The organism is Nocardia rhizosphaerihabitans (assembly GCF_014646295.1).
GTDB classification, from domain to species: Bacteria; Actinomycetota; Actinomycetes; order Mycobacteriales; family Mycobacteriaceae; genus Nocardia; species Nocardia rhizosphaerihabitans.
The window spans coordinates 1049686-1063184 of sequence record NZ_BMNE01000002.1 but is presented as its reverse complement, the minus strand read 5'-3'; the positions used below and the strand labels follow the sequence as shown (position 1 = coordinate 1063184).

The 13499-nt window shown below is 68.6% G+C and carries 10 protein-coding genes; 5 read left to right on the top strand and 5 right to left on the bottom strand.

Annotated elements, in window-relative coordinates:
* Window positions 1-19: 19 nt before the first annotated feature.
* The 4 genes from IEY60_RS35640 to IEY60_RS11360 are packed head-to-tail and all read right to left on the bottom strand — an operon-like array spanning window position 20 to window position 5443.
* Entirely contained in the window at window positions 20-2053 is a 2034-nt protein-coding gene (locus tag IEY60_RS35640) for a dipeptide ABC transporter ATP-binding protein (RefSeq protein ID WP_229739709.1), read from the bottom strand.
* Window positions 2050-2913, bottom strand: a complete 864-nt coding sequence (locus tag IEY60_RS11370) for an ABC transporter permease (RefSeq protein WP_189026819.1) — start codon at window positions 2911-2913, stop codon at window positions 2050-2052. Before IEY60_RS11370 ends, IEY60_RS35640 begins: the two co-directional genes overlap by 4 nt.
* Window positions 2910-3869, bottom strand: a complete 960-nt coding sequence (locus IEY60_RS11365) for an ABC transporter permease (protein ID WP_189026817.1) — start codon at window positions 3867-3869, stop codon at window positions 2910-2912. The genes IEY60_RS11370 and IEY60_RS11365 overlap by 4 nt, the downstream gene beginning before the upstream one ends.
* Window positions 3866-5443 carry an ABC transporter substrate-binding protein gene (locus tag IEY60_RS11360; protein WP_189026815.1) on the bottom strand — a complete coding sequence of 526 codons (1578 nt, stop codon included), beginning with the start codon at window positions 5441-5443 and terminating at the stop codon, window positions 3866-3868. Before IEY60_RS11360 ends, IEY60_RS11365 begins: the two co-directional genes overlap by 4 nt.
* Window positions 5444-5717: 274 nt before the next feature.
* On the opposite strand from IEY60_RS11360, the gene IEY60_RS11355 reads away from it, so the two are divergent.
* The 5 genes from IEY60_RS11355 (at window position 5718) to IEY60_RS11335 (ending at window position 12464) form a co-directional block, all read left to right on the top strand.
* The gene (locus IEY60_RS11355; protein WP_189026814.1) at window positions 5718-8147 is read left to right on the top strand and encodes an arylsulfatase; all 2430 of its coding nucleotides are present in this window, start codon (window positions 5718-5720) and stop codon (window positions 8145-8147) included.
* A gap of 151 nt (window positions 8148-8298) precedes the next feature.
* A complete protein-coding gene (mtnA, locus tag IEY60_RS11350) occupies window positions 8299-10029 on the top strand; it encodes an S-methyl-5-thioribose-1-phosphate isomerase (protein WP_189026812.1) in 1731 nt (576 codons plus the stop codon).
* A gap of 2 nt (window positions 10030-10031) precedes the next feature.
* Window positions 10032-10607, top strand: a complete 576-nt coding sequence (locus tag IEY60_RS11345) for a 1,2-dihydroxy-3-keto-5-methylthiopentene dioxygenase (protein WP_189026809.1) — start codon at window positions 10032-10034, stop codon at window positions 10605-10607.
* Window positions 10604-11296, top strand: a complete 693-nt coding sequence (gene mtnC, locus IEY60_RS11340) for an acireductone synthase (protein ID WP_189026807.1) — start codon at window positions 10604-10606, stop codon at window positions 11294-11296. The genes IEY60_RS11345 and mtnC overlap by 4 nt, the downstream gene beginning before the upstream one ends.
* 46 nt (window positions 11297-11342) lie before the next feature.
* Complete coding sequence (locus tag IEY60_RS11335) at window positions 11343-12464, top strand: hypothetical protein (RefSeq protein ID WP_189026805.1); 1122 nt, start codon at window positions 11343-11345, stop codon at window positions 12462-12464.
* A gap of 9 nt (window positions 12465-12473) precedes the next feature.
* On the opposite strand, the gene IEY60_RS11330 is transcribed toward IEY60_RS11335, so the two are convergent.
* Window positions 12474-13373, bottom strand: coding sequence for a hypothetical protein (locus IEY60_RS11330; RefSeq protein ID WP_189026803.1), 900 nt, complete (start codon window positions 13371-13373; stop codon window positions 12474-12476).
* Between the last annotated feature and the right edge of the window lie 126 nt (window positions 13374-13499).

Sequence of the window (13499 nt, the reverse complement as noted above, 5' to 3'; positions counted from 1 at the left end):
TTCCGGCGGCTCGTCCACGTCAGGCCCCGACTGGCTGTAGCGCGTTCGCCGCGGATTCGTCCCGCTGACGGCGAGCCGTCGAAGGATCGGGAGCGGGCACCGCATCGAGCAGGCGGCGGGTGTACTCCTGGGCCGGTGCGGCGAACACGGCACCTACCTCGCCGGTTTCGACGATCCGGCCCTGCCGCAGCACCACAACCCGGTCGGCGACCTGGTGCACAACGGCCAGATCGTGGCTGATGAACAGGCTGGCGAAACCATATTCCGCGCGCAGGTCGGCGAAGAGATCGAGCACCTGCGCCTGCACCGACACATCCAGCGCACTGGTGGGCTCGTCGGCCACCAGGAGTCGCGGCGCCAGCGCCAGTGCGCGCGCCAAGGCAACCCGCTGACGCTGCCCACCGGACAGCTCTCCCGGCCGCCGCTGTGCGTAATCCCGTGGCAGCCGGACAGATTCGAGCAGATCGCCGACCTTGGCCCGTAGAAGCGCCCCCGAGGCGGCCCGGTGCACCTGCAGCGGTTCCCCGATCGAGTCGGCGACACTGCGCCGCGGATCGAGCGAGGCGCTCACGTCCTGATGGACCAGCGCGACATTCTTGCGCAGTCCACGTATCTCACGCGACGACAATCGGGCTAGTGAAACACCCTGCAGCTCGACAGTTCCCGATGTCGCGGGCACAAGTCCGAGCGCGGTGCGGCCCAGAGTGCTCTTACCGGACCCGGATTCACCCACCAGGCCGAGCACCTCGCGCGGGCCGAGGGTGAGCGAGACGTCCTGTAGCGCGGGGAAAGCCGCTGCGCCATGGCTTCCCGGATACACCACCGACAGGTCGTCGATACGCAACACATCGCGATACTCGGGTTCGGCTGCGCCGCCGCCCTTCTCGGCGACCACTGCGGGTCCGCGCAGGATCACCCGACGCAGGATCCGCCGGACAGCCGGTTCCGTCACCTCGGATTCGTCCGCGGACACCTCCACGATCGCGTCCTCCGAAACACCGCCCGCGTCGGCGAGGTTCGCAGTTCCAGCGGACTCAGCGATTGCCGATCCGCCCGTGGCACCGGCACCGGCACCGGCACTGGCACTGGCACTGGCACTGGCCACGCCATCAGCCGAATGGCGCCCGTCATCGTCCGCCCCGGCTATGGCTGCGGGACCGTCATCAGCACGCTGCACTGCATCCCGCGTCGACTCCGCCTCACCAGCCCCATGTGCACTCACGTGCGGACCGACCCCGCGCGCGGAGACCGCGGGCAGCCGCGGCACCGCAGCCAGCAGAGTCCGCGTGTACTCCTCCCCCGGCGCACCGAACAACCCGAATACCGTCTGCTGCTCCACGACCTGTCCAGCCCGCATCACCACGACCCGGTCGGCGATCTCCGCGACGACACCGAGGTTGTGGGTGATGAACAGGATGGCCGTGCCCCGCTCACGCTGCAGTGACCGCAGCAGGTCGAGGATCTCGGCCTGGACGGTGACATCGAGCGCGGTGGTGGGTTCGTCGGCGATGAGCAGCGCGGGGTCGCCCGACAGAGCCAAGGCGATGACCACGCGCTGCTTCTGCCCGCCGGAGAGCTGGTGCGGATACCAGTCCAGCCGCTTCTCGGGCTCCGGGATGTCGACGGCGGTGAGCAGTTCGATCGCTCGGGCCCTGGCGGCGCCCTTGTCGGTCGTGCCGTGCGCGCGCAGCGCCTGCACGATTTGGGTGCCGATCTTCTGCACCGGGTTCAGCGCGGTCTGCGGCTCCTGGAACACCATGGCAGCCTTGGTGCCGCGCAGTCCGCGCAGCACCGGTTCGGTCGCATCGATGACTTCCGTGCCCGCGAGCCGGATAGATCCCGTGGCCTGCGCGGTGCCGGGCAGGAGGCCGAGCACCGAGCGCGCGGTGAGCGACTTCCCCGAACCGGATTCCCCGACCAGAGCGACCACCTCACCGCGGCGAACCCGCAGACTCACCCGGTCGACGACGGTCCGCTCGCCGAACCTGACGATCAACTCGTCGATATCGAGCACCACGTCCTCGGTGCCCGGCCGATCAGCCTGTGCGCTCATGCCACTCTCCTTGCCCGGCCCAGTGCCTGGGCGATCAACAGGAATCCGAGGGTCAGCGCGGCGACGACGGTCAGCGGCCCGATCGCCATCCACGGATTGGCGTCGAGGTTGGCGATCGACTCACCGATGAGCGAGCCGAGCGACGGCTCCGGCGGCCGCACCCCGATCCCGATGAAGCTCATCGCCCCTTCGATGAACACCGCCACCGACAGCGACAGCGCGAACTGCACGCCCAGCGGCTCGAGCACATTGGGCAGCACATGCTTTCGCAAGATCCACCAGGTGCCCGCGCCGATCACCTCGGACGCTTCGACGAACGGCTGCTCGCGCACCGCGAGGACGGCGGTGCGGATCTGGCGGCCGAAGATCGGGATCTCGGCGGCGATGATGACGATCACCACCGCGTGCCAGCCGGGTCCGGTGACGGCGGCGAGCGCGATCGCGAAGATCAGCGAGGGGAACGCCAGAATCAGGTCGAAGACGCGCTGAGCGGCCACGTCGGCGATCGGATGCACGGTCGCCGCCAGCCCGACCAGCGAGCCGATCACCGCGCCGACGGGCACCGCGAGCAGCACGATCAGCAGGTTGATGCGGATGCCTGCGAGCACGCGCGCGGCCACGTCCCGATTGAGGTGGTCGGTGCCGAGCCAGTGCTCGGCATTCGGCCCGAGGAGGTTGGCGCCGGGGATCTGGGCGAGTGCGTCGTAGGCGCTCAGCACTCCGGCCAGTACACCGGCCAGTGCGACGACGCCGACAAGCAGGACTCCAGCCAGACCCTGCCCACCGCGCAGTGCCCGCAGCGGACTCACGGCGCCCGAGTTATCTTCGGCAACAACGGGTTTCTCGACGACCGAAGTCATGATCGTCCTCCGATCCGGATCCGTGGATCCAGCCAGGCGTGCGCGATATCGGTGATCAACTGGATCACCACGAACACCGCCACCGACAACAGCAGCAGCACCTGTACTAGCGGGTAGTCGCGGCGGCTGATGCCCTGTTCGATGAGCTGGCCGATACCTGGCCAGACGAACGCCGCCTCCACCAGCACCGCGCCACCGAGCAGCTGCCCGGTTTGGATGCCAAGCACGGTCAGCATGGTCGGCAGGGCATTGCGCAGCGCACCACGGGTGACGATCTCGCGATGCGCGACCCCGAGCGAACGCGCTGTCAGCACATAAGGTTTGGCGAGTTCGGTCCGCAACGACTCGGTGAGGAACCGGGTGAGTGCCGCCGCCACCGGGAGGGCGAGGCAGATGGCGGGCAGCAACAGATACTGCACGGCGATGTCGGGCCTGGCGATGAATCCGTCCGGCGGCACGCCACCGGCGGGCAGCACCGGGATGGCCACGGCGAAGACCAGCACGAGCAGCGGGCCGACGACGAAGGTCGGCAGCGCGACGGCGACCGTATTCGCCGCGGCGACAACGGTGTTCAGCCACCCGCTCGGCCACAGCACCGACGCGGTCGAGACGGCCAGACTCACCACCACCGCCAGCAGCAGCGCGGTCACCGTGAGCACCAGGGTGTTGGTGGCGCCCCGCCCGACCAGGTCGCTGATCTGGCCGCCGATGAGGTACGAGCGGCCCAGGTCGAGGGTGACCAGGTCACCGAGCCAGCTGAGGTACTGCACCGGAATCGACCGGTCCAGCCCCAGCTGGTGCCGGATCGCCTCGACCGACTGGGGCGTCGCGTCGTTGCCCGCCAGGATGGTCGCCGGGTCGCCGGGCACCAGACGCAGCAGCAGGAAGATCAGCACCGAGGCGCCGAACAGCACCAGCAGCGCCGAGGGCAGTCGATGCAGCAGGTAGCGGGTCATGACAGGAAGGTGTCGGTGAGCAGTGTTTCGCGGCGCTTGGTCCAGCCGAAGCCGTGCACCTTGTTCGAGCTCGCGTACTGCTGGAACCGCACGCCGATCTCGATCAGGAACAGGCCCTCGAGCAGCTGGTCGCTGACGGCATGGAAGGCGCGCACCGAGTCGGGGCCGGTGCCCTGGGGCAGCTGCCATGCCGCGTCGGCGGCCGCGGTGTAGGCGGGCGATTCGTAGCGCGAGGCATTGCGGCGGGCGTTGAACGGGTACGCGCTCACCGTCAGCGTCGACGGCACGAACTGTGCCCACGAATGATCGGTGACCCACAGGCCGCGGAACTGCTGGCCGGTGAGCAGCTTGACGAAGGTCGCGGAGTCCACCGGGTCGAGCGTCACCTCGATGCCGACCTCGGCGAGGTTGGCCTGCACGATCTGGGCGATCTCCTCGTGCGCGGTGTAGAAGGTCAGCGGCAGCTTCGACGGCTTGGTCGTCTGGGCCAGCAGCGCCTTGGCCTTCCCGATGTCACGGCTGTAGCGGGTGTTGCGTGCCTCGTCGAAGGCGGGCGAGTTCTTCGGCCACGGCACATTGAGCGGGTAGCCCGCGCCACGGAACACCTCGGCGACGACCCGCTCGCGATCGAGCGCGTACGCGATCGCCTGCCGCACTCGCACATCGGCCAGCGACGGTTCGGTGACATTGACGCCGACATACGCCTGCAATTCGGCGCCGTCGAGATTCTGGACCTGGAATCCGCCTGTCTTGCCGAGGTTTTCGGTATCCCGGTAGGCGAGTTCCCTCGCGACGTTGATCTGCCCGGACTTCAGCGCGTTCAACAGCGCCTGCGAATCCGGGATGATCGACACCTCGACCCGGTCGAGATAGGGCCGCTCGGGCACCCAGTAGGTGGGATTCTTCTCGAAGACGATCTGTGAATTCGGCACCCGCCGCACGAACTTGAACGGCCCTGTGCCGATGTACTTTTCGCCGCTGCCGAGCTGATCGGCGGTTTCGCTGTCCAGGATCGGGACGGTGTCGAGCAGGTCGAAGATATTGCTGAGCGGATTCGCGAGCCGCAGCACGATCCGGGTCGGCGAGATGATGTCGAATCCGGTGACGGCCGCGGCGGTGCTGCGCAGCTGCGCGGACCACTTGGCATCGGCGTAGGTGCGGATCGAGAATTCCACATCCTTGGCGGTGAACGCGCGGCCGCTGTGGAAGGTGACGTCGTCGCGCAGGTCCAGGCTCAGCGAGCGGCCGTCGGCGGCCAGCTGCCACGACTTCGCCAGCAGCGGTTGCGGTTCCAGCTTGTCGTTCGGATAGCGGATCAGCGACTCGTAGACCAGGCCGATGAGCACCGGCGTCGCGGCGGTGTTGGTGAGCAGATTGGCGGGAACCAGGTCCTCGCGAATGCCCACCTTCAAGGTGCCGCCACGCACCGGAGTGGCACCGTCGCCGCCCGCCTTCTGCTCCGACACGGCCGAGGTGCAGGCCGCCAGCGCCGCGCCGCCGAAGATGGCCGCCGCGGCGATACCGCCGGCGCGCAGGAAGTTACGGCGGTCGAGGCCGCCGGGGGTAAAGCTCATCGTGGGATTCCTCGAAGACACGTCGACCCGCGGTGCGGGCCGATCGGCGCGCAGGACAGGGCGCACCGTGGGGAAGGGGACACATCGGCTCGGGTTCGGCCGCGCACGTCAGCAGACGTACGTCAGCCACGCAGGACGCGACACGAACAGCAGCAGGAGGGCTGATTCGTGGGCACGGCAGTGACGCTAACAAGTTGCGCCGCGGGGGTCACCGATTCCACGCACCCTGCACATAACCCTGGTGACCAGCGGATATGTCACCTTTACTGCCAGGATGCCTGTTCCACCCCACGCTCGCGGTTATGAATCCTTCGGCGGCTCGGTCGGTCGCACCTCGGCCGATTCCACACCGGATTGGACGTCTGCGCCGACCGCGCCCGCCGGTGCGCCGAATATCGTCGTCGTCCTCGTCGACGACATGGGTTACAGCGATATCGGCCCGTTCGGTTCCGAGATCGAGACACCGACGCTGGATCGGCTCGCGGCCGGGGGTGTGCGGTTGTCGAACTATCACACGACGCCGTTGTGCTCGCCGTCGCGCGCGGCCCTGCTGACCGGGATCAATTCCCACCGTGCGGGTTTCGGCTTCGTGGCCAATGCCGATCCCGGCTATCCCGGATTGCGGCTGGAGCTGGCCGACGATGTGCTGACGCTGCCGGAGATTCTGCGCGGCAACGGCTATGCCACCTACGCGGTGGGCAAGTGGCACCTCGTGCGCGACGCCACGATGAATCCGTCGGCGCATCGGGATTCCTGGCCGACGCAGCGCGGATTCGACCGCTACTACGGATCTTTGGAGGGTCTGAACTCCTTCTACTATCCGAACCAGCTGGTCTCGGACAGTTCGGTGGTCGATGTCGAGGAGTATCCGGCGGGCTACTACCTCACCGACGATCTCACCGACAAGGCGCTGTCCTACATCAAGGATCTGCGCGCGCACGATGCGACGAAACCGTTCTTCCTGTATTTCGCGCACGTGGCGATGCACGGGCCGCTGCAGGCCAAGGCCGAGGACCAGGCCAAATATCGCGGCCGGTATGCCGAGGGCTGGGATGAGCTGCGCAGGAAGCGGTTCGCTGAGCAATTGGCGCAGGGGCTGTTCCCGCCGGGCACCGAGCAGAAGCCGCGCAATACCGAGCCCGGTTACGAAGCGGCCGAATGGGATTCACTGACGGCCGACGAGCAGCGCCGCTTTGCCAAGTACATGGAGGTGTACGCGGGCATGGTCGACAGCATCGACCAGAGCCTGGGCCGCATCGTCGACCTGCTCGAGGAACTCGGCGAACTCGACAACACCATCATCGTGTTCACCTCCGACAACGGTGGCACCGCCGAGGGCGGACCGGAGGGCACCCGCTCCTACTTCGCCGAGTTCGCCCATATCGACGACCCCGACTGGGTGGGTGACATCCCGCACGACGAGGACCTGATCGGCACCGCGAAGCTGGGTGTGCACTACCCGCGCGGCTGGGGTCAGGCATCCAATACGCCGTTCCGGTTCTACAAGGGCCAGACCTTCGCCGGCGGTGTCCGGGTGCCGCTGGTGGTCTCGTGGCCGAAAGGTCTGCCGCGCACCGAGGCCGATTCGGGGATCCGCCACGAGTACGCCTACATCACCGATCTCGCTCCGACCCTGCTCGAGCTGGCGGGACTGGAGCGGCCGACCGTGCGGAACGGTCTGCCCGCCAAGGACTTCGACGGCGTGTCGGCGGCCGAGCTGCTGCGCGATCCGGCCGCGCCGACCCGGCACACCGAGCAGTACTCGGAGATGACCGGTCATCGCGGCTTCTATCGCGACGGGTGGAAGCTGCTGTCGCTGTATGAGGCCGGAGCCGATCTCGATGCACCGAACTGGCAGCTGTTCGATGTGCGTGCGGATCCGACGGAGCTCCATGATCTCTCGGATCAGTACCCGGAGAAGGCCGCTGAGCTGGCTGCGGCTTGGGACGAATCCGCCTGGGCCAATACCGTTTTCCCACTGCTGACGCGCGCCGACTTGTTCCGCCGTCGTCCCGAGGAGGCGCGGTTCGGCGCACCGGTCCGGTTGCTGCCCGGCACCCCGACGCTGGAGCGCTACCGCTCCCAGCGGCTCATCGCCTATCGCGACTTCACCATCACCGCTGATCTGACAGGGCTCCGCCGACCAGCCGGGCTACTCCGGGCAACGCCGGTCGGCGGGTCCACATCTCCGCAAACCGACGCACAGCCGACTGGCGACGATGCATCGACGCCCGCCGCAGCAGCCGCCGCGGGCTACCAGCCGGGTGACGAGGGCGTGCTCGTTGCCCACGGTGACCCGCTCGGCGGGTACCTGCTCTACATCGAGAACGGTGACGTGGTGCTCGGCATCAACAGCTACGGCCGCTACGCCTCGACGCAGGCTCCGCTTCCGATCGGGGCACGGGAGATCACCGTGCGCACCACGGTCCGGCCGCATCTGCGGTGGGATTTCGTCGTCGAGTCCGACGGAGTCCAGGTCGCCGAACTCACCGATCAGGTGCAGTTGGTCGGCATGGCACCGTGGACCGGTATCTCCGTCGGCATCGACGCGCGCGGTCCCGTCTCGTGGGACCTGCGCGAACGCCGCGGACCGTTCCGCTACACCGGGGCGCTACGGGCGATCACCTACACGCCCGGCCCGATCCAGGTCCCGCAGCGCACGATCGATGCGGTGGAGCGCGAGGCCGAGTACGCCGCGGAATGACGGCTCTGAGCGTTCACTCCGCGGATACCTCGCCGCCTGCGCGACCGATCGCGCGAAGACTGTGCGCTCAGCGCGGGCCCAGGAGGCCGAGCCCCGACCAGGTCGGATACCGTTTACGAGCCGGAAAATGCCACGCAGTGAGGACACCCGAATGGACGACAGTTCCCTGATCTGGGACGACGGTGCGCTCGTCACCATCGACCAGCGTGGACTGCCGCACGAGGTGCGCGAGCTGCGGCTTGGCACCGTCGACGAGATCATCGACGCGATCACCACCCTCGCCATCCGCGGCGCGCCGGCCATCGGGATCGCCGGTGCGTTCGGTGTGGTCATCGCGACCAGGGCACAGACGAGCGACCGCGTGGTCGATGTGGCCGCTGTGGAGGCCGAGGCCGACCGGATCGCCGCGGCCAGGCCGACCGCCGTCAATCTGGCCTGGGCGGTCGATCGGGTGCGTGCCCGGATCGCCGACGGGGCCGACGCCGTGCTGGCCGAGACCCTCGACATGCTGGCCGAGGACGGTCGTGTCAATCTCGCCGCCGCCACCCACGCCGCCGACCTGGTGCAACGCCTCTGCGGTGAAGGGCCACTACAACTGCTCACCCATTGCAACACCGGCCGCCTGGCCACCAGCGCGGTCGGCACCGCGATCGGCGCGCTGCGGGTGCTGCACGAACGCGGTGCGGTGGCGGACGTGATCGTCGACGAGACCCGCCCGCTGTTGCAGGGCGCCCGGCTCACCGCGTGGGAGCTGGCCGAGGCGGGCATCCCGCACCGGCTGACCATCGACTCCGCCGCCGCGTGGGCGATGGCCACCGGCCAGGTCGATGCGGTGCTGGTCGGCGCCGACCGGATCACCGCCAACGGCGACGTCGCCAACAAGATCGGCACCTTCACCCTCGCGCTGGCTGCCCGGCACCACGGCATCCCGTTCATCGTGGTCGCTCCGGAGTCCACCCGCGACACCGCGATGGCGACCGGCGCGCAGATCGTGGTCGAACAGCGCGCCGCCGACGAGGTCACCGGGTTCGGCGGAGTGGCGAGCGCGCCGGCCGGAACCGCCGTGTTCAACCCCGCCTTCGACGTGACGCCGACCGACCTCGTCACCGCGGTGGTCACGGAAAACGGCGTGGTCTACCGCAATTCGGACACCTTCGACGCACAGGGCCGAGCGATCGCGCCCACCGGCGCCACCGTCGCGACCCCGCTCGACAGCCATGGCGACATCGACGATCATCGACAGCCGTTGGCTGAACAGGGCCGGGCGATCGCGGCGACGGCGCGGCAGCTCTACGACCGGGGCTGGATGCCGGGAACCGCAGGCAATATCTCGGTGCGGGCAGGCGATGACGCACTCGTCACCGCGAGCGGATTGTCCAAAGGTGAACTGACCGAACGGGATACGGTGCTCGTCGGAGTGGCCGATACGGTCGCCCGGCCGGGGCAGAACCGTAAACCGTCCGCGGAGACCAGCATTCACACCGCGGTGTACCGCACCCGCGCGGCGGGAGCGGTCGTCCACGTGCACTCGCCGTTCGCGACAGCCCTGGCGACTACGGCGGCGCGTCCCGGTGACGCGGTGACCACCCTGCGGATCACCGGATACGAACTGCTCAAGGGCTTCGGCCTGCGCGACGCGTCCACGGTGGACGTTCCGGTGTTCCCGAACTGGCCGGATGTCCCGCGCATCGGCGCCGACATCGAGACCTACCTGCGCGACAACCCCACCGCCCCACCGATTCTGTTCATCACCGGGCACGGCATCACCACCTGGGGTGACACTCTTGCCCAGGCGCGTGATCGCGCCGAATGCCTGGAAGCCCTGTGCGAGTTGATCGCCCGCACCGGACGCACCGACGCCACGCCACTCGAGATCGGATAATCATGACCCTGCTGCAAGTGATGGCCGCCGACAACGCCGCCGACGTCCGCGTGCGCACCACCGACACCGCCGAGATCGGCGCCGAGCTGGCGAAGCACGGCATCGCGTTCTCCCGCTGGGACGTTCTCGCCGACGCCGCGAGCACCGACTCCGACACCCTGCTCGCCCACTACGGCCCGCAGATCGCCGAACTCAACGCGTCGGGCCGCTACGAGCACATCGACGTCGCCCGCATCCACCCCGACGACGACAACCCGGAGTGGCCGGCCACCGCGGCGGGCGCGCGCGCCAAGTTCCTCGACGAGCACCGCCACGCCGAGGACGAGGTCCGCTTCTTCGCCGCCGGTCGCGGCTGCTTCTACCTGCACATCGGCGACGCCGTGCTGGCGACGGTCTGCGAAGCGGGCGACCTGCTCTCGGTGCCCGCCGGCACCCTGCACTGGTTCGACATGGGCACCCGCCCCGACTTCATCGCCCTGCGCTTCTTCGAGGAGGCTGACGGCTGGATCGGCGACTTCACCGGCGACAAGATCAGCGCGGGCTTCCCCACGCTGGACGAACTGCTCACCGCCCCGTGACCCGCGCCGTCGTCCTCGACATCGAGGGCACCACCAGCCCCACCGACTCGGTCCGCAACGATCTCTACGGCTACACCGAGCAGCGCCTGCCCACGTGGCTGGCCGAGCACGCCTCCGGCACTGCCGAATCCGTGATCGCGCAGACCCGTGAGCTGGCCGGTGAACCCACCGCCGACACCGATCGGATCGCCGAAATCCTCACCGGCTGGCTGCATTCCGACGTCAAAGCCGAGCCGCTCAAGGCCGCCCAGGGCGCGATCTGCGCCCAGGGTTTCCGCGCGGGCGCCCTGCACGGACGGTTCTTCGACGACGTCGTGCCCGCGCTACGAGCCTGGCACGAAGCCGGACTCCCGCTCTACGTCTACTCCTCGGGTTCCGAACGCAACCAACGCGATTGGTTCGCTTTCGCCGAGGCGGGCGACCTGTCCGGCCTCATCACCGACCACTTCGACCTCGTCAGCGCGGGCCCGAAGCGGGAACCCGAGTCCTACGACGTCATCGCCGACCGCATCGGCCTCCCTGCGCAGGAGATCCTGTTCCTGTCCGACCACCCCGATGAACTCGACGCCGCCGTGGCAGCCGGGTGGCAGGTCGTCGGCGTGCACCGCGAGGGCGAGCCCAATCCGCAACGGGCACCACACAGCTGGGTCGGCTCGTTCGCCGAGGTCGAGGTCGGCACGGCAGCCTGACAGCCACGCTCTGCGGGACGCCCGCCGACTGATTAGTCTTCCGGGAATGACAACCGAGGGGGACAGCCTCGACCAGCGGGGAGTACCCGCTGACGGATCGACCACCGAGCCGTTCACGCACCCGGCGCCCGCGCTACCGGTGATCACGAACCCGGACAGCACCTACACCACGATGCCGGGCACCAACGATCAGCTGGTTCACCACGGCGCCCTCCGGACGGCCGTCCAGCCCGCGTTGTTTTGGCTGGCCATCCTGCTGCCGGTCTATGTGGCCCCATTGGTCCTGCTACGTCTCCCGGCCGTGGTCATCGTGATGGTCGCGGTCGCGCTCACCGCATGGCTCTACGTCAGCACCTATCTCAAACTACGCAAGGTGCTGCGCAGCGCGATCGACAACGCGATGCCCGCACCGACCCAGTCGCTTCGATTGGGCTCCGACGCCCTCGATCTCGCCGACCGCACCAGCCACTCGCGGATCGACCACGACCGGATCACCTCGATCACCGTCAACCGCGAGGTCGTGACCTTGCGCTTCGACGGAATCGGGCTGGCGATGCCCCGGGAGCTGTGGCCCGACTCCGTGGTCGCACGACTGCGTGACCTCATCGATCCGCGGCGTACGCCCGCGCCGAGCGATCCGCCGCCGCAACCCCCGTTGCCGACACCGGCAGACCCGCACACCACCGTCGTCGCCGGCCCCGACACCGCTGTCCGGCTCGCCGTGGCCCAGCGCCGCGAGCCCTGGCGCAGTCGCAATGCGCTGATCGCGGTCGCCGCTATCGCGGTGCTCGCCGTCGAGTTCGCGGTTCTCGGCGGGCTGCTCTACGGCCCACTCGGGCTGACCTTCCCGCCGGCCTTCGGAGCCCTGGCTCTGGCGTGGTGCCGGCACCTCGCGAACAGGCCGCCCGCCAAGGTCGTACGCAACCACGAGCGCGCGGCCTCTCCGGGCGCCACCCTGTCGGCGCACTTCGGCACCGACACCGTTCTGCTCGCGACACCGGCCTGGGTCATGCGGATGCCGTACACCATGATCGGCAAGATCACGATCCGCGGCGACATCGCGGCCCTCATGTACGGTCTGGTGCCGATCGCGCTGCCGAGCGCACTTTTTCCGCCGCCGATCACCGCGGGATTGCGCGAGCGCGGGCTGACCGTCGTCGAACGGTGACCGGCGAACTCAGCTGACGTGAGCGCGCACCGCACCCAGCTTGCCCCGCTGCACGGTGGTGAACACCCGGCGGGCGTGGGCGGCGACCGGACTGGTGGACCAGGGGGCGAGGGTGGTGGTGAACATCAGTTCGCACCAGGACAGGGCCGGGATCTCGCCCGCGGCGAGGGTCGCGATCAGGGACAGTTCGGTGTCGTGGCCCAGCCAGGACGCGACCAGCCAGGAGGCGTCGAAGCGGCCGAGGAACTCCTCGGCGTCCTCGGGCGGTCCGTGCGGGGTATCGACCGTCAGGTGGACGACGGCGGCGACGGCGTGGCGCATCTTGGCGTCCATGCCGATCGCGTCGTGCAGCAGCAGGCCCTCCAGTGCCGAGCGCAGTTCCGTCCAAGGGTCCAGAGCGTTGTCATGCATGACGGGCCTTTCCTGTGGTTCGGTCTGCGGATCGAGGCCACCGGTGATCGACCGGAGAGCCGGCGTTCCGTGCGATTCGGTGGGGTCGACGAGATCGCCGAGCTGGCCCGGGGTCCAGTCGAGCCTGCCGAAGGCGTGGCACCAGTCCAGTGCCGGGTTGTCGTCGGTGACAACGAGATCGAGGGCCAGACCGGCCATCGATGCGGTGCAGGCCAGCGTGACGGCGTCGAGCTCGTCATCGCTGACCGACAGATGCAGTGTCGCCTTGCCTGCGCCCGCGTCTTCGCGGGCGCGGCCTGCCAGCCAGATCGCACGTCCCGCCGCGCTCATGGCCGCGGCGGCGCGGTCACCGTGTGGATGATCGACATCGGCGTCGAGAAAGGGGCCGTACCAGATCGCCCTGCCTTCCGCGCCGCACACCGCGAAGGTGTCCGAGAGGCCGTCGCCGGCAGCGGCGAGCCATATGTGTGCGTCGTTTCCGTACTCCGTCACCCTCATCAGATTCTCCCCGAAATATGCTGATCGAGCCGAACGTCGTTCTCTACGATCCAATAGCCGATGAACACGGGTGTCCATAGTTTCGACGGAATAAGCACGCCCCCGTGAGGTACATACACTCGCCAG